The 22,625-nt window shown below is 63.5% G+C and carries 17 protein-coding genes and 1 pseudogene; 9 read left to right on the top strand and 9 right to left on the bottom strand.

The annotated features are described in order from the left end of the window. Nucleotides 1–61: 61 nt before the first annotated feature. The 3 genes from ABZV58_RS30975 to ABZV58_RS30985 all read left to right on the top strand — a co-directional run bounded on the left by ABZV58_RS30975 (nucleotide 62) and on the right by ABZV58_RS30985 (nucleotide 3,790). Nucleotides 62–2,794: a type I polyketide synthase gene (locus ABZV58_RS30975; protein ID WP_355003954.1), complete on the top strand. Its 2,733-nt coding sequence runs from the start codon at nucleotides 62–64 to the stop codon at nucleotides 2,792–2,794. Between the two features lie 71 nt (nucleotides 2,795–2,865). Next, nucleotides 2,866–3,192, top strand: coding sequence for a transposase (locus ABZV58_RS30980; RefSeq protein ID WP_355003740.1), 327 nt, complete (start codon nucleotides 2,866–2,868; stop codon nucleotides 3,190–3,192). A 61-nt stretch (nucleotides 3,193–3,253) separates the two neighbouring features. Next, nucleotides 3,254–3,790: a DDE-type integrase/transposase/recombinase gene (locus tag ABZV58_RS30985; RefSeq protein WP_355003741.1), complete on the top strand. Its 537-nt coding sequence runs from the start codon at nucleotides 3,254–3,256 to the stop codon at nucleotides 3,788–3,790. On the opposite strand, the gene ABZV58_RS30990 is transcribed toward ABZV58_RS30985, so the two are convergent. Next, nucleotides 3,687–5,063, bottom strand: a complete 1,377-nt coding sequence (locus ABZV58_RS30990; protein ID WP_355003955.1) for an IS30 family transposase — start codon at nucleotides 5,061–5,063, stop codon at nucleotides 3,687–3,689. The two genes, ABZV58_RS30985 and ABZV58_RS30990, sit on opposite strands and share 104 nt — an antisense overlap. Nucleotides 5,064–5,142: 79 nt before the next feature. Here ABZV58_RS30990 and ABZV58_RS30995 point away from each other — a divergent pair, with 79 nt between their 5' ends. Further along, the gene (locus tag ABZV58_RS30995) at nucleotides 5,143–5,433 is read left to right on the top strand and encodes an integrase core domain-containing protein (RefSeq protein WP_355003742.1); all 291 of its coding nucleotides are present in this window, start codon (nucleotides 5,143–5,145) and stop codon (nucleotides 5,431–5,433) included. Then, a pseudogene (locus ABZV58_RS31000) lies at nucleotides 5,381–6,735 on the top strand (IS256 family transposase). The gene ABZV58_RS30995 and the pseudogene ABZV58_RS31000 overlap by 53 nt, the downstream one beginning before the upstream one ends. 646 nt (nucleotides 6,736–7,381) lie before the next feature. Here the strand turns inward: ABZV58_RS31000 and ABZV58_RS31005 are convergent. Both ABZV58_RS31005 and ABZV58_RS31010 read right to left on the bottom strand, forming a co-directional pair. Further along, a complete protein-coding gene (locus tag ABZV58_RS31005; RefSeq protein WP_355003743.1) occupies nucleotides 7,382–7,852 on the bottom strand; it encodes an SRPBCC family protein in 471 nt (156 codons plus the stop codon). Nucleotides 7,853–8,029: 177 nt separating this feature from the next. Then, nucleotides 8,030–8,695, bottom strand: coding sequence for a class I SAM-dependent methyltransferase (locus ABZV58_RS31010; protein ID WP_355003744.1), 666 nt, complete (start codon nucleotides 8,693–8,695; stop codon nucleotides 8,030–8,032). A 906-nt stretch (nucleotides 8,696–9,601) separates the two neighbouring features. Between ABZV58_RS31010 and ABZV58_RS31015 the strand changes: the two genes are divergently transcribed. The 3 genes from ABZV58_RS31015 to ABZV58_RS31025 all read left to right on the top strand — a co-directional run bounded on the left by ABZV58_RS31015 (nucleotide 9,602) and on the right by ABZV58_RS31025 (nucleotide 12,864). After that, nucleotides 9,602–9,922 (top strand): acyl carrier protein, encoded by a 321-nt coding sequence (locus ABZV58_RS31015; RefSeq protein WP_355003745.1) that lies wholly within the window; start codon nucleotides 9,602–9,604, stop codon nucleotides 9,920–9,922. Next, nucleotides 9,906–11,180 carry a KasA/KasB family beta-ketoacyl-ACP synthase gene (locus tag ABZV58_RS31020; protein ID WP_355003746.1) on the top strand — a complete coding sequence of 425 codons (1,275 nt, stop codon included), beginning with the start codon at nucleotides 9,906–9,908 and terminating at the stop codon, nucleotides 11,178–11,180. The genes ABZV58_RS31015 and ABZV58_RS31020 overlap by 17 nt, the downstream gene beginning before the upstream one ends. A gap of 1,147 nt (nucleotides 11,181–12,327) precedes the next feature. Further along, on the top strand, nucleotides 12,328–12,864 hold the full coding sequence (locus tag ABZV58_RS31025) for a hypothetical protein (protein WP_355003747.1): 537 nt from the start codon (nucleotides 12,328–12,330) through the stop codon (nucleotides 12,862–12,864). Nucleotides 12,865–13,386: 522 nt separating this feature from the next. On the opposite strand, the gene ABZV58_RS31030 is transcribed toward ABZV58_RS31025, so the two are convergent. The 6 genes from ABZV58_RS31030 to ABZV58_RS31055 all read right to left on the bottom strand — a co-directional run bounded on the left by ABZV58_RS31030 (nucleotide 13,387) and on the right by ABZV58_RS31055 (nucleotide 21,486). Next, nucleotides 13,387–14,685 (bottom strand): hypothetical protein, encoded by a 1,299-nt coding sequence (locus ABZV58_RS31030; RefSeq protein ID WP_355003748.1) that lies wholly within the window; start codon nucleotides 14,683–14,685, stop codon nucleotides 13,387–13,389. Further along, entirely contained in the window at nucleotides 14,682–15,251 is a 570-nt protein-coding gene (locus ABZV58_RS31035) for a helix-turn-helix domain-containing protein (RefSeq protein ID WP_355003749.1), read from the bottom strand. Before ABZV58_RS31035 ends, ABZV58_RS31030 begins: the two co-directional genes overlap by 4 nt. A 103-nt stretch (nucleotides 15,252–15,354) precedes the next feature. After that, nucleotides 15,355–18,288, bottom strand: a complete 2,934-nt coding sequence (locus tag ABZV58_RS31040; protein ID WP_355003750.1) for a PrgI family mobile element protein — start codon at nucleotides 18,286–18,288, stop codon at nucleotides 15,355–15,357. Next, nucleotides 18,285–20,156: a hypothetical protein gene (locus tag ABZV58_RS31045; protein ID WP_355003751.1), complete on the bottom strand. Its 1,872-nt coding sequence runs from the start codon at nucleotides 20,154–20,156 to the stop codon at nucleotides 18,285–18,287. Before ABZV58_RS31045 ends, ABZV58_RS31040 begins: the two co-directional genes overlap by 4 nt. A 2-nt stretch (nucleotides 20,157–20,158) precedes the next feature. Beyond that, nucleotides 20,159–20,563, bottom strand: coding sequence for a pilin (locus tag ABZV58_RS31050; protein WP_355003752.1), 405 nt, complete (start codon nucleotides 20,561–20,563; stop codon nucleotides 20,159–20,161). Further along, complete coding sequence (locus tag ABZV58_RS31055) at nucleotides 20,560–21,486, bottom strand: hypothetical protein (protein ID WP_355003753.1); 927 nt, start codon at nucleotides 21,484–21,486, stop codon at nucleotides 20,560–20,562. Before ABZV58_RS31055 ends, ABZV58_RS31050 begins: the two co-directional genes overlap by 4 nt. A gap of 476 nt (nucleotides 21,487–21,962) precedes the next feature. Here ABZV58_RS31055 and ABZV58_RS31060 point away from each other — a divergent pair, with 476 nt between their 5' ends. Then, nucleotides 21,963–22,607: a hypothetical protein gene (locus tag ABZV58_RS31060; RefSeq protein ID WP_355003754.1), complete on the top strand. Its 645-nt coding sequence runs from the start codon at nucleotides 21,963–21,965 to the stop codon at nucleotides 22,605–22,607. Nucleotides 22,608–22,625: the final 18 nt, after the last annotated feature.

Here is a 22,625-nt window from a genome sequence, read left to right on the forward strand (position 1 = left end):
CACCCCCACCCCCTCCACCCACACCACCGTCGGAGCAGGCCTCCGCCCCACCAACCACCCAATACTCACCGCAACCACAGACCTACCCGACGGAAGCAGCCTGTTCACAGGCTGCATTTCACCACAGCACAATGCTTGGCTAGCTGACCACACTGTGTTAGGCCGCCCAACCCTACCTGCGGCCGCATTTGCCGAGCTGGCCCTGCATCTTGCAACCCACACACGTTGCAACCGCGTTGACGAACTGATTATAGAAGCACCGCTTGTCTTTCCCGAGCACAATGCCATGGAGATCCAAGCGGTACTGAGTGCACCGACCGAGGCCGACTCGTGCACGTTCACTATTCGTTCCCGGCCCGATATAGGCGAACAAAAAGCGTGGACGCGTAACGCGACAGGGTGTCTAAGCAGTACAAGCGATGCTCTCGAATTTGCGGATCATCTCGCCGTACCTGCTGATGCCGAGTTGATCGACATTAACAATCTGTATCAGACACTCAACGATGCGGGGCTCAACTATGGACCGACTTTTGAACGCGTTAGGGCTGCATGGCGTTGCGGCGGGACAATCTATTCCGAGATAGAAATCGACGATATCGGCCCTAAGGCCGCTCAAGCGGACCACTTTGTGATCCACCCAGGCATACTAGACTCCGCACTTCAGCCAGTTGCCCTCATTACCAAAACAAGCGAACTCGGAAAGCAACCCTTACGGTTACCATTTATTTGGAACGGGATCTCGGTACAAAGCAAAAATTTCCGAGCCGTTCGAGCACTTGTTGCGACCACGAGCGCGGGAAGTTTCAGCTTGACACTGGTGGATCCGATTACCAAAGAGTCGATCGTCAACGTCGCATCAATCGACCTTCGCCCAGTCGATCCCTATATTTTCGGTAGATCCGCGCCACAGAAGTCGCTTTATCACGTCGACTGGATGCCGTTGGCAAAAACATCTACATCTACCTCAAACAGCTACGCTGTCGTCGGCAACTCTCCCCCTAACACAGAAACGCGGGCATCGGCCGCCCTCCCGAGCATTGACTCCCTACGCCAGACGCTGGCAGGCAATGTTCCGGAGGTAATCGTCACATTCCGAACTAATGACGAATCAATCGGTACGCCGGACGCTATTCATCATTCGACTGCAGAATTGCTTGCGCTCGTCCAGGAATTTTTAGCGGAACCAGAATTGGATCTGAGCAAGCTAGTTATCGTTACACATTCAGCAGTTTCGACGAACCAATCGGACACCGCGTTAGACCTCGTTAACACACCAGCATGGGGGCTCATCCGCTCTGCCATGTCCGAACATCCCGGTCGGTTTGCGCTCATCGACCACGACCATAGCCAGGCTTCGTGGCACATTTTTCCCGCAGCGCTTGACGCTACGGTACACAATGACGAGCCACAGCTGGCGTTGCGCAATGGAGAGCTGCTGACGCCGCGGCTCCTCCGCACTAACACAAGACTCGACGAACGGATATATCTGGATTCTAACGGGACGGTCCTGATAACCGGCGGCACCGGTGCGTTGGGAGCAGTTGTGGCCCGTCATTTGGTCGCCAATTATAACGCCCGCCACCTGCTGCTAATTAGCAGACGCGGAGCAGACGCCCCAAACACTGACAGATTGGTTGAGGATCTCACCGCGCTCGGAGCCCGAGTTTCTGTTGTAGCGTGCGATGCCGCCGACCGCAGCGCATTGGCCGATGTCCTCCGTACTATACCCATAGAGCACCCCCTGACGGCAGTGGTGCACACCGCAGGCGTGATTGACGACGCTACCATTCCGACGCTTGGTCGCCAGCAGCTCGTCAATGTGCTCCGTCCGAAGATCGATGCTGCCTGGAACCTCCACGAGCTCACCGCAAATATGGACCTGTCCGCATTCGTTGTTTACTCATCGGCAGCGGCAACACTTGGCACTCCTGGCCAGGCAAATTACGCCGCCGCCAACGCCTTCCTTGATGGCCTTGCGCATTATCGTCGCAGTCTGGGGCTGCCTGCTTTGTCAGTTGCGTGGGGGCTGTGGGACGGTACCGACGGAATGGTCAGCGAACTCAATGAGTCTGATCGAGCTCGCCTTGAGCGTCTCGGCATAGGCTCAATGTCCGCTGATAATGCGCTGCTTCTGTTGGATATTGCATTGAGAAATAGCAGCCCTGCCCTGTTGCCGGTTGAATTGGATACTGGCAGACTGCGTACAGTCGGATTTGTGCCGCCACTGCTACGCGCGTTGGCACGTCGAGACTATCACCGGGGCACCGCCGCATCATCCAGCAGCTCGGATCAACTGAGAGCAAAGCTGAATACTCTTGCCGAGCCCAATCGTTTTCGATTTATCTTGGAGACGGTACGTAGCCACATCGCCACGTCACTGGGGTTCCCTTCCTCTCACGCAGTGGATGTTGACCGCGGGCTAATGGATATGGGACTGGATTCCCTAACTGCGCTGGAGCTCCGTAACAGCCTCCACAACGCGACAGGCTTGAGAATGCCGAATACATTTGCCTTCGATCATCCGACAGCTTCGGAGATGTCTCGCTGGGTTCTCTGCGCACTGTCAGACCGCACCGAAGGCAGTGACAACGGGCAAGAGAAAGCCATCAGAGATGCGTTAGCGCATCTACCACTGACACGCCTGCGTGAGGCCGGATTACTGGCCCCCCTCTTGAGGTTGGCCGAGCATCCCGAGGTGCCGCCCGCCGAGACAGCTGCGGCTGACGACTTAGCGAGCGCAGACGTGGAGGAACTTGTACGCATCGCATTGTCGCAACCGCCCGAGCGTAGCTGACTCTGCACGAACAGGAGGATGAACCGTCACGGGTTGGGGCCGCTTCTGCCTAGTGGAAGATGGTTCCCGTCATGACGAAGCGTTACCCGCCCGAGGTTCGTGAGAAGGCCGTGCGTCTGGTCTTGGAGCGCCTCGATGAGTTCGAGTCCCCGTATGCCGCCGCCCGCGCGATCGGCCCGCTGGTGGACGTGCATTACGAGACGTTGCGGGTGTGGGTGAAGAAGGCGCTCGCCCAAGGAACTTCGCCGGTGGGTAGGGCCAGTGCGGGGTTGTCAGCTGGCGAGCGTGAGGAGCTGGCGCGGCTGCGTAAAGAGGTCCGAGATCTCCAGCAGGCCAACGACATTCTGAAAGCTGCCTCGGCTTTTTTCGCGCGGGAACTCGACCCGCGACACCCCTGATTGTCGGGTTCATCGACGAGTATCGTCAGGTCTTCGGCGTCGAGTCGATCTGCCGGAGGAAATGTATGGCCGCCGGAAGATGACCCGTTACTTACGGCGCCGCGGCCACGACGTGGCCTTCTGCACCGTGGATCGGATCATGCGCGAACTGGGCATGAACGGGGTGGTGCGAGGCCGCAAGCTGCGCACCACGATTGCGGCCAAGGACGGCGTGCGCGCCGCAGACAAGCTCAATCGCGACTTCACCGCCGCCGCTGCGAATCTGGTGTGGGTCGCCGATTTCACCTACGTATCGACCTGGACCGGATGGGCGTATGTGGCGTTCGTATTCGACGCCTACTCCCGTGCGATCGTCGGATGGTCCACGGCCGCCACGAAAACGACCTCGCTGGTGTCCAAGGCACTCAACATGGCCGTGTGGCGGCGCGATCACTATGGGCACCCGATCGAGCCCGGACTGATCCACCACAGCGACGCCGGGTCGCAAGGCGGATTCAACTGGTCGACGCAACGCTTCGTTGTTGGAGCGATTGTAGGTGATGTTCCATCGCTTCGGCCGGAGTGCGCCATCCGAGCGTCTTCCGCGGGCGCGTGTTGAGCGTGTGTGCGACCGCCGCGAGGTCCCGTCTGGTCCACCGAGATAAGTCAGTGCCTTTCGGGAAATATTGCCGCAGAAGACCATTCGTGTTCTCGTTGGTTCCGCGCTGCCATGGACTGTGAGGGTCGGCGAAGAAGACCGGGATACCGGTCTTCGCTGTCAGCGCCGTGTGTGCTGACATCTCCTTTCCCCGGTCCCAGGTCAGCGACTTCACCATCTGCGCGGGCAGCCCGTTCAACGCCGCAACCAACGCCTTGTTCATAGACAGTGCCCCATAGCCGCTCAGCGCGGGACCGTTCTTCACCGGCGCCGATTTGCCCCATCCACGCTCGCGGGGCAGGTGGACGAGAACGGTGAACCGTGTGGTCCGCTCGACGAGGGTGCCGATCGCCGACCGGTCGGTGCCGATGATCAGGTCGCCTTCCCAATGGCCAGGGGTCACGCGATCGTCGGCCTCGGACGAGCGCTCGCCAATCAGCACGTCGGGAGTGACGTGGGCCCAGGCCACACGCTTGGCGCGGGCCCGCGGCATCCGCAGTGACCGGCCGGTCCGCAGATTCAAGATCAGTTCTCGGTCCAGGGCTCCCCGGCCTTCGATATATAGCGCCTGGTAGATGGCTTCGTGGCTGATCCACATCGACTTGTCATCGGGGAAGTCGATCCGCAGCCGCCGCGAGATCTGCTCCGGGCTCCACGCCTGCACCCATTGCCGGTCCGAGCGGTGCGGCTTGTTCCGGCCGGTCCAAGTTCCGATCGCCGGGCCAGCGGCGATCCTGCCGGTCGCGTCGGCGATCCGCCCCGACAGTCGATGCTGAACGTATTCCCGAAGTTGTTGGTTATCAACAAGTTTCGTCGTCTTCGGGCGCCTGGCGAACAGTTCAGCCTTCCACTGCGCAACCGAGGCGCGGTAATCGAGCTTTCCTCCCCGCGTCGCTGCGTTGCGCCGCAACTCCCGCGAGATGGTCGACGGGCTGCGGCACAACACCTGCGCGATCTGCCGAACTCCCTTGCCCTGCACCCTGAGCAGCGCGATCTCCTCCCGCTCGGCGAACGACAGGTAGCGGCCACCAGGCCGGCTCCAAGAATACGGCGACATCCCGCCAGCATCGCGGAACCATCTACTGCCCTTGACAGGCGATACCCCCACTGCCACACCGGCTTCCGTCGGCAACAGACCTTCGGCGATCTTGTCCCAGAACAGGCGCTCCACTGAACGCTGCGTCCCTGGAGCCCCCGGCGACCGCAGCGGAGCTCGTCCGGTGACCTCCCGCATCCAGTCCGATGGCCTTCCCATACACCCTCCGTGACCTCGGGTGTTGCGTCCACCGGTTGAACCTGAGCAATACACGTCGGTGAGATTCACCGAATCACTTGCACTGCAAGGACTCTCAGCGTCGATCGGTTCGGTCGGCGATGCGTATGACAACGCTCTGGCGGAATCTATCATCGGCTTGTTCAAGACCGAGGTCGTCAACCGGCACGACCCGTTCAAGACGCTCACCGAGGTCGAGTTCGCACTCATGGAGCGGTGCGACTGGTACAACAACGCCCGGCTCCACTCGCGGCTGGGCTACCTGAGTCCGGCCGAATATGAAGCCGCGTACTACTCTCAACAATCGCCACGCCGACCGGCGCTGGTCTGAAACCGAAGCCGGTCCCTTACCCGTGACGGTTCATACTGCTGCGGTGGCGAAGCGTAAGGATGCTAAGGCGCCGGCGGTGGATGCCGAGCTCGTGGGCCAGCTGGTGGCCCAGGCCCGCAGCAACGGCTTGCAGCTGACCGGTGAGGGTGGGCTGTTGCAGCAGTTGACCAAGATGGTCGTCGAATCCGCTCTCGATGGTGAGATCACCGACCATCTCGGCTATGACCACGGCGACCCGGCCGGTCGTGGGACAGGCAATTCTCGCAACGGAACTCGGTCGAAGACGGTGGTCACAGACGTCGGGCCGGTCGAGATCGACGTCCCTCGTGATCGGGACGCCAGCTTCGAGCCGCAGATCGTGCGCAAACGCCAGCGCCGGCTCAACGGTGTGGAGAACATGGTGTTGTCGCTGTCGGCCAAGGGGCTCGCCCATGGGGAGATTTCCGCGCACCTGCGTGAGGTTTATGGCGCCGAGGTGTCCAAGCAGACGATCTCGGTGATCACCGACAAGGTGGTGGATGGCATGAGCGAGTGGCAGAACCGGCCTCTCGACAGCGTGTATCGGTGATCTTCCTGGATGCGATCCATGTGAAGATCCGCGACGGCAAGGTCGCCAACCGGCCCATCTATGTCGCGCTGGCGGTCACCGTCGATGGCACCCGCGACATCCTCGGTTTGTGGGCCGGAGATGGTGGTGAGGGCGCGAAATTCTGGCTGCAGATCCTCACCGAACTCAAGAATCGCGGTGCCGAGGATGTGTGCATGCTCGTCTGCGATGGTCTCAAAGGGCTGCCCGAGGCGATCGGACAGGTCTGGCCCCGCGCTGTCGTCCAGACATGTGTGGTGCATCTGCTGCGCGCATCGTTCCGGTACGCGGCCCGTCAGCACTGGGACGCGATCGCCAAGGCGTTGAAGCCGATCTACACCGCGGCAACGGAATCAGCTGCGCTCGAACGGTTCTACGAATTCACCGAGGAATGGGGCACGAAGTACCCGGCCATCGTCAAGCTGTGGGAGAACTCGTGGTCGGAGTTCGTGCCGTTCCTGGCCTTCGACACCGAGATCCGCAGGGTCGTGTGCTCGACCAACGCGATCGAGTCGGTCAACGCCCGCATCCGCCGCGCCGTACGCGCCCGCGGCCATTTCCCCAACGAACAAGCCGCCTTGAAATGCGTCTACCTGGCGATCATGAGTCTCGACCCCACCGGCGCCGGACAGAAACGCTGGATCACCCGATGGAAAGCGGCGTTGAACGCCTTCGACATCACCTTCGAAGGCCGACTCAGCGCTGGACGGAAGTAACCCAATCAAACCGAGTTACACCGTTGGCTGGACAGACCCAGCACCGTCCGCATCCCGAAGGAGACGGAGTTCACGACCAAACCGCGGCAGGTCGCCATCATGTTCGCCGTGGCGAGGCTGGCGTGATCGGACCAGGTTCGGGCGGACAAGCAGTCGGAGGTGCTCAAGTTTCTTACTGTTGCCGACCTCCGATGGTCGGGTGGTCGTCGGTTCACCAACAATCGCCTAGTGGCGGACGGCATCATGTTCCGGCTGCAGACCGGGGTGCCGGGGCGGGATCCAGACGGAGATGTTCGGTCCGTGGCAGACGGCGTGGTAACGGCATCGCCGTTATGCCGGTGATAAAACCTAGAATCGGGCGCTGGTCGCGTTGACCGCGCTGGCTGATGCGACCGGGAACCTTGATTGGGTTGTGTCGGTGGAGTCCTCGATCATGCAGGTGCATCAACACGGCGCGAACATATCGCGACGACACGACGCTCGACCCGGCGGTCGAGCTATGAGCCGACCGATCACGCGATCGGCCGGTCCCGCGGCGAGCTGACGACGAAAGCGCGCCTGTCCGTCGCTTGCACCCCTCGCCGCCCTACTGCGCAGGCAAATCGGACGTGGGCAACTAAGCCCGGCAGCTCCTACAAAATACCGGTTAGGCACTGCGCTCTTGGGCATCGAGTTGCTCCACCCGAGCCTGAAGATCTCGAACGCGCGGACGTATGAACATCGCAATCACAGCGCGTTCGATCGGCCCTCGAACAACAATTTTGAGGATCCCGTCGAGAATTGCATCGAGCGCAAACGTAGCTGCGGTTCGCCCGTCGGCCAATGCCGCGAGCTCAAATTGACCTGTCAAGACTTTCATTCCCCCTTTCGTCTGGCGCCAGCTTACCCGTGTCGGCTGTTCGTACGAGAAGACCGCATGACCCTTGAAAGTCTTACCGACTGCGTGTGCCTCCATATCACACAACGTTGCGCGCCCGCAGCTGTCACGTTCAAGGGCCTTAACCGATGTCAGGCGGGCTTGCCATTCAGGGACCGACTCAACATCCGCGATTACGTTCCACACGCAATCGATCGGCGCGTTGATCTCGACAGTCGCAGCGAATCGTTTCAATGTCATATGTTCACTCCAGAGTATTCGGATTCCGTTGGGCACAAGCGCTTCGCTGAAAATAGGACACGACCGTCGGTGTCGCCGACCGTTTCTTTACGGGAGACGCCGACGGTCGGTCACATCGGGGGCCTACGCAGACCACGCGGAAAGACAGACACTTTCCGCGCACTGCATGAGCGGTGTTTACGGCTTGGGGCGCGTCGCTCGGAAGATGACCATTCCGCCAGAACACTCAATTTCATCTATCGTCAGGCCGGCATCCCCTAGCCACCGACGGAGATCCTCAATGGTTCCGGACGGGCCGAACCCACCAGTCAGACGCGCGAATGCCGACCACGTGTCCGTGCGCCACGACTGGCCACGCGCCGCAAAATTACCGACGAGCCTGCCACCCGGCTTCAGGCAGCGAGCCAGCTCAGCGATCGCGACGGGTGGATGCGGAAAGCAGTGCAGTCCGTTGAACGTTACGCAGAGATCGAACTCGGCGTTACCAAATGGCAGGTTCTCGACGTCGCCTTCAACGAACTCGATCGACAGGCCAGCCTCGCGTGCTATGCGCCGAGCGCCATCCATCATAATGGGGGAAATATCGCAGGCCACATACCGAACCTGTTGTTCCTGCCGCAACCGTTTTAGTGTGACACCGCCGCCACAAGGCACGTCGAGGATCTGCGATCCATCGGGCATCTCGGCAACCACGTCCATGGCGCGATAAATCACATTGACGTCGGTCTCAAAGATCAGCTGGCCAGCGCGGGCGGCGGCTTCTTCGTTATCAACGGTTCGAGCATAGGCACGACCCATTGTTTTAGCCATGAATTCGTCTCGGACTGCTTTGACATTGAGCATGTGACTCAAGTTAGCCCTGGCCTCTAAACTTCGTCTAAGTTCAGGCATGTCGGTCTGACAGCTGGCGAGCCGACGCATGTACCAGCCGCTGCTGGGCTCGAGGCCGGCCTGGCAGCCTGCGCTCCTCCTTGACGGGATCCCTACCCGATACGGCATCGCTGACAAGAGCTGACTTGACCGGCCAGCGCACACTGTGAGCTGCTTTGTAGACGAATAAGCATGCCTGCTCGACGCAACCCGACTATGGGCGCCCCGAACCATTCGCCGAGTTGCGGTGCCACCGTAAGGCCTATGCGAACAGCAGGCTTTGCTCAATTCCTCCATGAGGTGCGGCGCAACAGTGCCCGCCTTTCCCGGTCTCGGCACCGACAGTGCCAGCACACCGCATGGGTCGATCGTGTATACACCGATCCGCCGACTAGTTCGATCCACCTCACACCGCATGTAGTTCGATGGATCCACGCTTCAAACGGCTCGCGGGTGCTCTCATCACGACACGCCGAGACCCTGCTTGATGACGATGCGCCTCAGGCCTCGCCACTGACCAGGCTCGTAGCGAAAGATCGCCACCTCGAGGTCTTTTGGTAACGGCATCGCCGCCGGACAGGCCAACCATCGCCCACCACATGGCAGGGTGAGACTGGAGCTTGCGATACGATCGGGCCCCTGCCATAGACGTCGCCCGACGTCAAGCCAAGGGTTTCCCGTCTCGCTGCCTCGAATCCGCTTGCGTAAGAGAGGATTTGTACGACTCAAACAAGAACTAGACCGAAGCTTCATCCACAGTCGACATCTGAGATCTGCGACGGATCGTGTTGCCTAGAGGCGGACCGGAACGTGTTGCCGCGTGGCGGCGCGGCGTCGATCCATCGACAGACTACGATGAAACCGGATGAAAGGAACCATGTGCCTTCGCCCACCAGCCGGGAAGAGATCATCGCCGAACTTGCGAGAATCACCGAAGAGGGAACCGGCGCTGAGCTCTCCGCTGCAACCATGTTGAGGTCGGTCGTTGACCACCTAGACACGGACCCGTTGTGCCTCGTCGAGGCCGTCGTTCAAACCAGGAGGGGAAACCGCGTCAAGATCCCCGAAAAAGATCTCACGATCTCGCGTAATCTCCACAACGGAGTCAACAACCGAAGGCTAGCTTTGGAGAACACAGAGCTAGCTGACCAGCTCAAAGCGAAGTTCGAAGCCGCTACTTCCGATGCGAAAGACCAGTGATCCTGCCGTGAACATTGCTTCCATCAAAAACGGAAACTTCCCGAGTGTGGTCGTTACGGCAGTCGCCGCGACAACGTCGATCGCGGGAGATGTCGACGCCACGTGGAAGGGCCTACTCAACGGCGCGAGCGGTATTGACGTGCTTGATGAGCCGTTCGTCGACGAGTTCGATTTGCCTGTCCGCGTCGGTGGCCAGCTGAAGGTGAAGCCCGAGTCCCTGCTGACACGTGTTGAAATGCGCCGACTGGCCTACATCGAGCGGATGGCTACCGTGCTCGGCCGAGAGGTCTGGAAGAACGCAGGCAGCCCCGACGTCGATAAGGAGCGCCTCGCGGTCGCGATCGGCACTGGCATCGGCGGCGTCGACGCCATCATTGACACTCGAGAAGCACTCAAGGACGGCGGCTACCGCAAGGTGTCGCCGCTCGCCGTGCAGATGATCATGCCGAACGGACCGTCAGCTGTAGTCGGGCTGGAGTTGGGCGCCCGCGCTGGAGTCGTTACTCCGGTGTCGGCATGCTCGTCCGGCTCGGAAGCCATCGCTAAGGCATGGCAAATGATCGTGTGGGGTGACGCTGACATCGTCGTAGCTGGCGGGGTCGAGGGACAGATCACTGCGGTACCAATCGCCGCGTTCTCGATGATGCGCGCGATGAGCACCCGCAACGACGATCCGAAAGCCGCGTCGCGTCCGTTCGACAAGGACCGGGATGGTTTCGTGTTCGGTGAAGCAGGGGCGCTCATGGTCCTCGAAACCGAGGAACACGCTAAGGCGCGCGGTGCCGTGATCCTTGCTCGATTGCTCGGGGTTGGCATCACATCTGATGGTTTTCACCTCGTTGCACCGGATCCGGAGGGCGCCGGTGCGGCGCGCGCGATGGCTCGGGCCATAGAAACAGCCGGATTGACCAGCGCCGATATCACCCACGTCAATGCGCATGCGACGGCTACGCCGATCGGCGACATCGCGGAAGCTAGGGCGATTCGTACAGCGGTCGGCAACCATCCATCGGTGTATGCACCGAAGTCCGCGCTGGGACATTCAATCGGTGCGGTTGGCGCACTCGAATCCGTTCTGACAGTACTCAGCATCCGCGATGAAATGATTCCGCCGACACTGAACCTTGAGCACCAGGATCCCCAAGTCGATCTCGACATCGTCAAGGGTGAACCCCGCCGTGGTCGCATTGACTACGCCATTAACAACTCGTTCGGATTCGGTGGTCACAACGTCGCTCTCACCTTTGGACGGGCCTAATTTTTTGTATCCGACGAGGCGAAGGTCGCGTCACGTGGTGGGGTTTTTCGCCTAGCTCGCGAGCGCAACTGACCCACCCGACCTCGATCGGCCGCAGAGAACCTTAATTCAGTCCAAAGAGAGGCACGGCTGACCTGGCGTCGCCTGCAGATAATCGAACGTACCGCAAGGTACGCAGGCGGCGCCAGCGATCATGCAAGGGCCGAGAAACGTACCAACTGGTCTCGCAGGCTGTCGTCTTGGGCGCTGGAACCGGAACAGCTCCCCCTAGAAGGGCGTAGGGCCCGGTGGCACCTCGTGACCAACATGTCACCTCGCGAACACGGCTGCGTTGACCAGGCAAACCGAAGCCGTAGTCCTTCTGCCGCTTAGGTTCGTACCGACGAATGCTCTGCCCGACTACGACGCAGAACGCAAGGTACTTGTGAGCCCTTCGGCATCAACCTTCGTTCCCAATACGGCTTGTTCCATCCTCCGGCGGCTTCGTGTGACCCGCCGATGCTATCGTGCGGAAAGCACTTATGCCCTACAGTTAGCCATCACAAGGAACAAACCACGAATGACTAGCTACACCCTTGTCATCACCCCCGATGTTACACATGACGGCGATATGATCGCTGATAACTCACAGCTAACCATTCGTGTCGATGTCACGCCTCCGGAACCGCGAGTGACCGCAATCGCTATCAACTCAACGTCCCAAAGCGGCTTGACATCCCTGAATGTTCCCCGCATCAATATAGCTGCGATCGTCACTGCACTTGCCGCCAGGTTCCCGCCGCAAGGCCTGGCACCTGTACGCGCTGCCGTCCTTCCAGCCACGACTGAACAGCACCCAGCAGAACAGACTCCGTCGGCCCCTATGGATAAGGGCGCAGCCGAACTGGTAACGCAATTCGACACGGTACCGGAGCCACCACGGCCAGGGCACCCTGCGGCGAGCAGAGCGTACCGGAAGATGCCTGATACGAGCGAGCTGCGCGACACTTACCAGCGGCTCGGCACTGTTACAGCCGTTGCGAGGCACTACGGAGTTCCGCGACATACCGCGCAAGGTTGGATAGGTCGGTTGCGCAAACTCGAGAGTTCCCCCGAAGCCGGCTCGCCGGACAACAATTAGACTGCCACTGCGAATGGAACCGGCAAGATGACTGACATCTACACGATTACGATTTCTAATGGCCAGAACGGGATTCCTCTCGCCACCGCGACGGTCGAGATCGATGCCGCCGGTACGCGAATGACCGAAGTGCGCGTGGAAGCCAGCAGCGGCGCATTCGTTCCAAAAGCACTGGCGCAGATCGACTTTCCACTCTTGGTCCATACGATCACTCTCCTCTCGGGTGCACAGCCGCCGAGATCGACATCGGTAGAACCGACAGCCGACGCCAGCCCCGACGATCGGAATCCCATAAGATCTGCCCATCACACCGCGGAAGCGACACAGGCTCCGTCGATTCCCAGCCCTGCTCAAGAGCAGCCGCGACTCCCTCGATCTCAAACCCCGGATATTCCAGCTGATTTCGGTGTGGCCTACTGGCGACTCGGCAGCGTCGCCAAAGTAGCTCGGCACTACGATGTGCCGCATCACATCGCCCAGGACTGGATCAAGTCGCTCCAGCAGCAAGGAAAACTGGCTAGCCCGTGGCCACGAAGGAACAAGCGCCCGTCGCGATCGGGATGACATAGAAACCACAATCGCGCAACGAACAGCGCAGGCATCTGCAGGGGAGGATAGGCAACGCAGATGCCCCAGGTCCTCGTGCGTCGGGACCTGGGGCATCACGGGGTAATCGCCGAGCCAGTCGCAGGCTCATTGACGTTAACGACGTTACATCTCCCTCTAAACCGTCCGGACCTCTGATGGTGACATCGTGTGCGTCATGTCCGACGCGAGCAGACCGGGCACCAAAGCCCACGCGAGCTTCGTCGAGACGACCATCCGGGCGGTACCGCCGAGACGATCGCCTCATCTGCGCCGGTAGCAAGCCAGAGCGACAAGGAGGATACAATCGACTGGTTAATTGACGAGTTCGCTGGTGGAGCCCGCTAGGATGTCTCGCGCTTCCCGCTATGTACGAAGTATCCCTGGGATAGTAGGCCGATCGCCTTTCCCGGCGGTTCCGGGCGTGTCCCAATTTTCCCGTTCAAAGCGTGGGAGTCGAGCTGGTGCCGCCCCGAGCGGCTGGTCATCGCTGGTTCCGCGCTAGTCGGAGAATGTTGGTGCCAGGTGGTTGAGCGCTGCGGTCGAGTCGGGTGCCTTTGCGGGTTTGTCGATGTAGTGCTCTTCGGTGGTGGAGCTGCTCCGGTGTCCGGCCTGTCGTTTGGCTCGTTCGGGTCCGAACGCTTCTGCCACCGCGGTCAGGTTGGTCTTCCGGTAGGTCTTCGGGGTGATCCATGCGTAGGTGGTGCCGCGGGCGGCGCGCCATGTGCGGCCGAAGTTGTGGGGATCCCTCCAGCTGCCCCGCCGCGACGGGAATACGGGGGATTCGTCGTCAGGGTCCCATTCGTCGGCACCCATTTTCTTCAGGGTGTCGATAGCGAATTGTGGCAGTACGACGACGCGATGCCCAGCAGCGGTTTTGGGCCACTCCTGGCGGTACAGTCCTTTGCCCGTCACCCGCACGATGGTTCCACAGATTGTCATTTCCCATGGCGTTGCCTGTCTGTTGAGATCGCAGCAACGGAAGGCGAGGGCTTCACCTGGCCTGGCTCCTGTTCCTAGCAGCACATCGGCGATGTTCAATATGTCGCGGTCGCGTGTGGGGCCGTGTGTGTAGGCGGGGGTCCCAGGAATCTCTTTTCCTGAGAGCCAGATTTCGAGCTGTGCCCGGAGTCCGTTGCGGGTCTGCTCGTTCATTGCGGTTGGTTTCACCTTCTTCCGTTTGATTCTGCCGACTTCTCGTACCGGGTTTTCGCGGATCGCTCCGTGGCGCACCGCTAGGCTCATCATGCCGGTGAGAATTATCTTGTGGATCTGCGCTTTGCGCTTGTGTCCGTTGGCCTGGATTCGTTTGAGGTAACTGTCCAGGAATGATGTATCCGCCTCGAATACGCGCACGCCGCTCATAGCGGTCTTTATCTTTATGGTTTCTTTCCTGGCGCGCGGATCGTCTGAGGGCTCGATCTCTTCGCGATACCACTGAAGGGTTTGCGGGCCGATTGTTTCGTCCAGTTCCATTTCCGCGAGCCAGCGGTCCGCCAGTTCGGGCATTAGCATGTCTCGCGTGATTGTACTGTCTCGTCGCTGTCCTTCTGTCGCCGCTCGCTGCTGAACGATTCGTTTGAGGCGGGATTCGGCGCCGGTCTTGGTGGTTCCCCATCCCTCGATGGAGACGGTTTCCCCGTTGTACGCGCGGTACCGCGCCCGCGCGCGGTACCGGCGGGGACCCAGCTTCTTACAGCTGATCGCTCCGTAGGTACCGATCGCCAACGGCTGTCGAGCCATTTGTGTGTCGCCTTTCTTGCACAACCTGTATTCGAGCCGGAATTGGATGGGATTCAAGAAGCTCCTCCGCTTTCGAGCTGAGATTCTTCCCAGAGGATCAAATCACTGAGTCGGTACCGTCGGTATCTGCCCATTCGAGCGTAGCGAGGACCTTTGCCGAGAGAAGCCCAGTTGGCGAGGGTCTTCTCAGGGATTTTCAGCCGTTTCGATACCTCCTCCGTAGTCAACCAGCAACCCGTTTCCGGAATAGGGCTCTCATTGTCGCCACCGAATTTTGGCGACACCCTAATATCAACGCTCCGCACTGCCCGATAGTCAAGCGCTTCGCCCGACAAATTGTTCGATGCGCGACGATTTCCTGAAGCTTCGGACCCACGATCGGCGGCTTGGTCCCGCTTTCGACGCGACGGGCACGAGTTACTATCCCCCCGTGATGCTCCATTCCGTCCTTTTGCTGATTGCGTTGAGACACCCGCGACGGAAGGCACGTTTCGTCTTGCCATGACTATGACGCCTTTACATGAGAAGAGGGATCGGAAAAGGGACGGCACATGGTTCATGCGGTGCGCGAGGGGTGATAGGCGACGCGCCGGAGCGGAAGCGGTGGCCAGTGGCCGTGACATACTCGAACGCGTTGGTATGCGGGGCGTGATATCGGTCAACAGCAGCGCGACCCATAAGTGGCCTGCTGACGTACGGCCCGCTTATGCAACCGCTCGTCAAGTATTACCTCTTGATCGCTGTCGGCATCGATGTCGTCGTCACCGAGGACTGCGGTAGCGGTCCCGGCGTCGCCGGGTTGGTCAGTGGCGGTAGCGATGGCGCCGCGTTGAGGTCGATGTCGGTGTCGCCGGTATCGCCGGTGGGGACGAGTTCGCTGGGGTCGGTGGTGATCAGCGCGTTCTCGGTGAGTGAGGCCAGTGACGCGAACACGGCCCTGTCGGTGCCCCCGACCGCGAGCAGGCCGCTGCCGCGTGCCGCGGAGAGCAGGAATTGTTGTTCGCCGTCGGAGAGACGGAATGCGGCGGCGACCTCGTCGATAGCTTGTGGTGCTTGGCGCAGCAGGATCTGGGTGGCGGCGTTGGAGACGATTGCGCGTCCGAGTTCGGTGGACAGGACATCGGCGCTGTCTTGGGTGGCGATGGTTAGTCCGGCCCAGTGTTTGCGGAAGCTCTTGGCGGCGCGGAACAGGAATTCGGCGGCGGCGGGTTGGCGCATGAGCAGCCATGCCTCGTCCACGGTGATCATCCGGGGCCGTCGATTGGCTGGGCTCGACACGCGCCGCCAGGTCGCGTCCAGCACGAGCAGGGTCCCGATCGTCTTCAACTCCTCCGGTAGCGCGCGCAGGGAGAACACGATCAGCCCGCCCTCGGGGTCGGTGGTGGTCGGCCCGTCCAACAACCCCGCATAGGCACCGCCGCCGGCGAACGGGTGCAGCGCGGCGGCCAACTCCCCGGCAGCCGGTGTGGCGAGGCGTGCGAGTTGCTCACGCAGTCCGCTCAGCGTCGGTGCGGGCCGGGTCCAGGTGGCGGGGTCGTCGGTGATCCCGACAGCGGCGTAAGTCGCCGCCAAGGCCCTGTCCAATGTTGCCCGCCGCCCGGGGTTCTGGTCGCCGAGCAGGACTTGGATGAGAGTGTGCAGGAACAGCTTCCGTCGTGTGAGGGCATCGGTCGGGGCGCTTCGGCGACCGTCGGCTCGGGTGTGGACTTCCAGGTCGAACGGGTTGAGCCGCACCCCGGGAGCGCCGAGGCGAATGTGGGTGCCGCCCACGGACTCGGCGAGGCGGCGGTACTCGTCCTCGGGATCGATGACGACCTGCTCGATGCCGCGATACAGCGAACGCAGGATCTCGGTCTTGACCAGATACGACTTGCCCGCGCCTGAGCGGCCCAGCACAACGAGGTTGTGGTTGTGGGACTCAGGGCCGAACCGGTCCACAAACAACAGGCCGGAGGCGGCGTCGCGGCCGTAGAGGACACCCTGGGGGCGGTCGGCCTGGGCCGGGTCGGCGGCGGGCAGTTGTGGGGAGTCGAAGGGGAACGCCGCGGCGAGGGCGGTGGTGTCGAAGGTCCGCTGAACTCGGATCAGGTCCAGCCCGAGCGGCAGCGTGGTGACCCACGCTTGAGCCGCCCGGTACGACAGGGTGCAGGTGTCCACGAGCAGGCTCGCCGCCAGGGCGCGGACGGCGGCGACCTCGTCGGCCAGTTCGGTTTCCGAGTCGGCGTGCACGGTGAGATACACCCCGACCCGGAACAACCTGGCCTCGGCGCGGGCGACGCGGGCCCAGAGGTCGGCGGCGTCTTCGACGGCGACATCGACCTGCGGGTCGGTCAGGCGGCCTCGGCTGACGTCGTGCATGCGCGAGGACTCCAGGCGTGCCTGTTGGCGGCGCAGCCGGGTGGCGGCGGTGGCCGGGTCGACGGGGTCGATGTGCACCGCGACCTCGACCCGGCCGGAATGCGAGAGCAGCGGCGCGAGCCAGCCAGCGGTCACCTCGCGCGGGTATCCGGTGACCGCGAGAGTCGCGGTCCAGTCCGACCCGATCTCCAGATGCCGGGTGCCGATCGTGAGGGATTCCGGCACGAACCGGTCGAGGCCCTCGCCGGTGAACGGGTCGGGTATCCGGACTTGGGGATCGGTGGTGATGATCTCGTCGGCGGCGGCGATGTCGGCGGCGGCCGAGACGAGGCCCTCCGGATTGGTGCAACTGGTCAGTACGGCGGCAGCCGCCACGCAATCGAGCGCGGTGACCGAAATACCCAGTGGGGAAAGCACATCGGCGGCCTCGTTCATGCGGCGCAGGAGCCGGGACTCGGCCGCCCGGCGCGCACCACCGGACAACGCCCGCCGTGCCCGGCTCCGGCCGGGCAGCCGGGCACGCAGCCCGGTGGCGGCCAGGGTGTCGGTGGGTTCGCGCCAGATCAGCAGCACTTGGCGGTGGACCGGGTCCTCGCGTGCGGTCAGCTCGGCGAGGTGATCGGCGTGGTCGAGCGCGGCGGCGGCGAGGTCGGGTGACATCTGCGCTGCGGCGGTGTGCAGGCCGGTGATGTGCTCGGTCAGGTCCAGTCGCGCCGAGCGCACCAGAATCTGCACCGGTTGGCGCAGGATGTGTAGCCAGCCCGCGAGCTGACCGACGAGGCTGTCCTGTTCGGCCGGGGTGCGCAGCGAGAGGTTGAGGGTTCCGGCGACCGCGATGACGGCGAGCCCGTCGGCGCCGAGGTCGATCACACCGACCCCGCCACCTCCACCACCGCTCGCGGTCACCGACTCCGGTAGCCGTGCCACCTGCGCAGTCAACGCGGCCGGTGTCGGCGGACGCGACCGGGTCCTGCTGGCGCGGCGGGCGATCCATCGCGGTGATGCCTGCACGCGCGTCCTGACGAGGTGGCGTGGCCGGAGGCGGTGGCCGATGGCGGCCACGAACAGCAGGTCGGCCGACAGTCCGTCGCGGCGGGTGAGCACCGCGACAGCGACCACGACCAGAACCGGGGCGGCGACGGCGGCGAACACCGCCGGAGCGATCACTGTTCTGGTCGCGGCCCAGGCCGAGTACAGCAGCAGGGCCGCCGTGGCGAGGACGGCGAGCTGGCGGGCGGTGAACGGGCCCAGGATGCGGTCGGAGCGGTCGACGTCGGCGGGGATGCGCACGATGGTGCTCATCGCAGGGTGCCTCCTCTCGGTGCCCGGGGGGCGCGGCGGCGCACGGGCAGATCGGGCATGGGCAGATGTAGCTGCCGCCCCGCTGGGCGCGCGGGGGCGGGCGCGGGTGGCTGCGGTGGGTTCGGCGGCGGCGGAATAGGTTTGACCCGGGTGACCGGGAACGGCAGCGGGTACTGGCCGCTCCGGGTCGGTCGCAGGCGCGCGTAGGGATCGGCTGGGGTGGGTTCGGTGAAGTCGAAGGCGAGTTGTTCGGGCCGCCGCCGGGGGCTGGGGCGTTGCGGTGGCGGGGCCGGTGCCGGGGGTGTGGGCCGGACCCGGCGCACCGGGATCGGGAGCGGGTACTGGCCTCCGGCTCCGGCCCGGATGCCCCGGTATGGGTCCGGCGGGGTGAAGTCGAACGCGAGTTGCCGTCCACGCGGCGTTCGGGGCGGGCGGGGCGGCGGGGTGCCGGTCGAGTCGGCCGGTGTCGAGCTGGGTTGCCGCGCGACTCGCCGCACACCGTCCAGGGGCAGCATCAGCTGCCCATCTCGCGTCGAGCGCACCCGAGCGAACGGGTCAGCAGACCCCGAACTCGCCGCGGCGGCCGGGCGCGGCGTGCGCGGGGCACGGGCGGGTCGTGGGCCGCGCCGGGCAGGTGCGGCCGAGGCGGCGGTGCGGACGCTGCTCGACGTGGCCCCTTTGAGCAGGCCCAGGGTTTTGTAGGCGAGGAAGCCCCGCGCGATCGACCTGGCGAAGCTGCGGCCTTGCCCGATGTTGAGGACCGACAGCAGCCACATCGGGGTCTTGATCAACACGTACATCAGCGCCAAAGCGACGGTGAGGTCGGCGATCTCGTTGGCGTTCGGGCCGAAGAGGTGCCATCCGCCCGGGGCGAGCAGCACCCGCAGCACGGTCACCAGGGTCAGTGACTGCGCGACCTGGATCGCCAGGCAGGCGGCGAACGAACGCCACCACCAGCGGGCGACGCCGTCGATGCCGGGCAGTGCGTGACACATCAACGCCAGTGGTGCCGCAACGATCAGCACGATCGTGATGGAGACACGGATGACGTAGCTGATGAGCAGCACGAGCAGCATCACCACCAACGCCAGGTGCAGCAGCAGGAAAAAGCCGTGGCTCTGGCTGGTCACCGCGAGCTCGGCCAGGGCATCGGCCGCCGACGCGGAGTCGACACCGTCTCCGGCCACCGCACCGGCGAGGGCGTTGGCGAAACCGAGGGCCGCCGTGGCGATCATCATGCTCAGTCCGCCGGTGACGAACCCGACCACCAGGCGAGGCGCGAGTTCGCGGATCGACCATTGCGTCTGCAGCGTCTCGCGCGTCATCAACAGCACCCCGGCCGCCATCACGACCAGGACATAGAGGGCGGTGACGAGCTGCCACGACTGGTTCCACAGCACCCCGATCTCCGGGATCTGCCCCGGTTCGGGAGTGGTCAGCAGGGTTTCCGACAGCAGCTCGAGCAGCGGGTTGAGCGCGGACTCGACGATGCGCTGGAGGAACCCGTCGATCGCGTTCTGAACGCAGCCGTTGATGTTGGTGACCCCGCACTCGGCCGACCCCGACCCCGACCCCGGCGTCGGGGGCGGGGTCGGGGTGCCGGGCGTGGTCGGGTTGGGCGAGGCCGGGGTTGGGGTGGTGGAGGGCGGGGTCACCCACCGGCTCGGCGGAGTTGTCGGGGTAGGTGTGGCCGGTGTCGGGGTCACCGGCGCGGTCGGTGTCGGGGGCTGGGCGGAGGCGCCGGTGGCGCCGGTGACGGCGATCAGGATCGCGGCGAGTACCGCTGCTGCGGCGGCGGCAGCGGTGCGCGCGGTTCGTGAGTACTGGACGGGTGCGGGTGTGGGTGGGGCCTGTGCCGAGGTGTTCACGGTCAGGCTCCGATGATGGACTTGAGAACGGTGACGATGACCGGTGCCAGCATCGCCAGCGCGTAGCCGAGGCAGGCGGCGCGGAACGCGGTCTTGGCCTTTTCGATCTCACTGGGATCGCCACCGCCGAGCAGATAGCGGGCACCGGCGATGGTCAGGAACAACGTCGCCAGCCCGGCCAGGATCCCCACGATCCAGTTGCGCGCGTTGTCGATCACCTCACCCAGCGACGAGGCGATCGCCAGCACTTCGGTGTGCGGCGGTGCGGCCGACGCCGATCCGGCCACGAGCACCCACAGCGCCACGGTGGTGCCCAGCGCCGCGAGGATCCTCGGCCACCGGCGTCGCAGCACCAGCTGTCGAATCGAAGCCTGCGCGCTGCTGAGGTGTTTACGGTGCGCGTTCATGCCGCAGCCTCCTGCCCGTGCTCGGTGCTCGACTGCACCGCCGCAGAGTGCGGGTTCGGCCGGCGACCTCGCCGCGGTGACCGGGCGGGCGGCGCGAGCGCGGTGACCGCCTCGGCTTCGACCGTGCTGGTTCGCTCGGGGTCGAGGTCTCGGGCGCGCTCGCTGAGCCACGCCAGTAGGGTGCGCTCGGCGCGAGGCCGAGCCTTGCGTAGCTTCCACAGCGACACACCACGTTCGGCGGCCAGGGAGGTCAGCGACCGGCCCTCCCATCGCGAGGCCGCGATCAGTTCGGCCGCGTCGGCGGAGATCACTCCGGCGGCCACCGCCTGCGCCAGGACCGTCTCGGGGTTGCCCGGCCTGGCCCCGATCGCCTGCACCCGTTCACCGAGCGGGGCGAGGTCGCGGTCGAGGTCCCCGACCACCGTCACGCCGATTTGCTGCTGGTATGCCGCCTTGAGGACGGCACGGTAGGCACCCCACCTCAGCCGATGCCACACCCCCGGCTCCTCCAGGCCGACGCGCGGGAGGTGGAGCAGGAACGCCGTCAAGACTTCGGACTCGATGTCATGGCGCGCGGTACTGCTCGGGGTCGCGTGCTCGCCCGTGATCCGGGTCAGCATGGGTGCGGCCAGTCCCGCGCACACCAGCATCGCGCCGTCATCCTTGGCGCGAACCCGCTCGAGCAGCCACACCCAGATCGCGTCGACCTCGGCCATCGGCGTCGCCGGATCCCACAACCGCTCACGCAACTGCGCCCACGTCCGCACCGGACCTGCGGCTGCGGCCTGCGATGTCGGCATGGGGCGCGGATCGGCGGGCAGCGCCTCGGCGGCGATCTTCTCGAAACCGGACCGCACCGCTGCCAGCGGTGAGCCCGACTTATCGCCCGGTCCCGGATATTTCGCGACGTTCGTATTCGTCACCACGGATCTCCTTGTTCGATCGAAAACTTCCGACCCCACAAGGACACCTGAGACCCATATCTGAAACGCATCCAAACCCTATCCAAAACACACCCAAACCATATCTGAAACATATTCAAGTCATATCCTGGGCGGATTGGCGAACATTTCGCTACCATTCCGCCACGCCTCGACAGCTCGCCGGCCACTCGGCTTGATATATGCGGCTACCTGCGGGTGTGAATGGACGGATAGCGTTTGGATATGAATTGGATATGTTTCATATAGGGCGCGGATAGCACCAACGGGTGAGTCGGCAACCAGTCAAAAATTTCTCGAAAAAAAATTCGACCCAACCTCTCCCGACCAGGATCTCCGGGTCGCTATTTCGGCCTCAGGAAGTTCTCAGAATAATTCTTGGGTTGCCGTGTCCCGAAATCGGCTTTTTGGCGGAAGTAAGCGAGTACACACCGCTCTCTCGCTCAGGAGGCCCTGTTATGTCCGCCAGCTCCCGCCGCCCCCGCTCCACCGCCGCGCCGGTGCGGGTTCCCTCGACCCTGTGGGCGCTCGGTCCCGAGCCGCTCGATCCCGACGACCGTTGGCCCGAACCGGTCCTGGCCCACGCGATCGCCAAGTTCTCCGAACCGAGTTCGCGGGTGATGCTGGTCGGCTGGCCTGCCCCCGTGGCTTGGGGTGCGCTGCGGGTGATCGAGCCCGACACCGCTCATGCTCTGGCCGCGATCGGTGATTTGGACCGCTACGGCCTCGACGCTCCCACCGACCGGGGCCGGTCCGGGGAGCCGGTGGATCTGGTCGTCGCGAGCCTGCTGGCCGATCACTTCGACCCGATCGCCGCCGCCGAGCACGTCACAGCGCTCGCGACCGAGGTGATGGCGATGGGCGGTTTGCTGGTCGTTCTCTCCCGCTGCCGTCACAGCGCCTCCGGCACCTTGTTCGACCCGGCCGGTTCGGTCGTGGCCGCCGCGCAGGCCGCCGATCTGCTCTACCTCCAGCACATCATCGCCGCCCCGATTTCCGGGCGCACCGTCACCGCGCCCGCCGACCCGGCCCCGTCCGGCACCGCTCTCCACGTCGTCGCGCACACCGACGTCTTCGTCTTCCTCCAGCCCTCCCATGGCTGACCCGGCACACCCCTTGCC

The sequence above is a fragment of the Nocardia sp. NPDC004654 genome, from assembly GCF_040609595.1.
Classification (GTDB): domain Bacteria; phylum Actinomycetota; class Actinomycetes; order Mycobacteriales; family Mycobacteriaceae; genus Nocardia.

Coding starts and splice junctions, on each gene's coding strand:
- ABZV58_RS31025 (WP_355003747.1), top strand. CDS start 12,328: ATGACTGACATCTACACGATTACGATTTCTAATGGCCAGAACGGGATT.
- ABZV58_RS31060 (WP_355003754.1), top strand. CDS start 21,963: ATGTCCGCCAGCTCCCGCCGCCCCCGCTCCACCGCCGCGCCGGTGCGG.
- ABZV58_RS31020 (WP_355003746.1), top strand. CDS start 9,906: ATGCGAAAGACCAGTGATCCTGCCGTGAACATTGCTTCCATCAAAAAC.
- ABZV58_RS31005 (WP_355003743.1), bottom strand. CDS start 7,852: ATGACATTGAAACGATTCGCTGCGACTGTCGAGATCAACGCGCCGATC.
- ABZV58_RS30980 (WP_355003740.1), top strand. CDS start 2,866: ATGACGAAGCGTTACCCGCCCGAGGTTCGTGAGAAGGCCGTGCGTCTG.
- ABZV58_RS30990 (WP_355003955.1), bottom strand. CDS start 5,063: ATGCGGGAGGTCACCGGACGAGCTCCGCTGCGGTCGCCGGGGGCTCCA.
- ABZV58_RS31035 (WP_355003749.1), bottom strand. CDS start 15,251: ATGTCACGGCCACTGGCCACCGCTTCCGCTCCGGCGCGTCGCCTATCA.
- ABZV58_RS30985 (WP_355003741.1), top strand. CDS start 3,254: ATGTATGGCCGCCGGAAGATGACCCGTTACTTACGGCGCCGCGGCCAC.
- ABZV58_RS31010 (WP_355003744.1), bottom strand. CDS start 8,695: ATGCTCAATGTCAAAGCAGTCCGAGACGAATTCATGGCTAAAACAATG.
- ABZV58_RS31040 (WP_355003750.1), bottom strand. CDS start 18,288: ATGAGCACCATCGTGCGCATCCCCGCCGACGTCGACCGCTCCGACCGC.
- ABZV58_RS31050 (WP_355003752.1), bottom strand. CDS start 20,563: ATGAACGCGCACCGTAAACACCTCAGCAGCGCGCAGGCTTCGATTCGA.